Below are 260 nucleotides of genomic sequence, written 5' to 3' on the forward strand. Positions count from 1 at the left end.
GTACTTATGAATTGCAGAGGAAGTATTACCAGCTAGGTCAGTAGTTATAATTCCAAACGTATAAGTTCCGTTTTTTATTGAAGAAACATCCCAAGTGATTTCATACTTACCAGGCTTTTGTTTTAACGTTTTAATGAAGTATTGTAATATTACACCGGTTGAATCTTTTACATAGATAGAGGTGTTGGCAGTTTCATTTATTGTATAAGATAATGTTACTCTTTTTTTCGAATCGTAACTTGATGAGATCTCACTAATGG

General features: G+C 31.9%; 1 protein-coding gene. It reads right to left on the reverse strand.

The features are described from left to right. A partial coding sequence (locus tag R0J88_RS21170) for a hypothetical protein (protein WP_410901053.1) occupies positions 1 to 260 on the reverse strand: 260 nt, incomplete at both ends.

Origin of the sequence: Pseudoalteromonas sp. SIMBA_162, assembly GCF_046535955.1 — a bacterium.
GTDB classification, from domain to species: domain Bacteria; phylum Pseudomonadota; class Gammaproteobacteria; order Enterobacterales; family Alteromonadaceae; genus Pseudoalteromonas; species Pseudoalteromonas marina.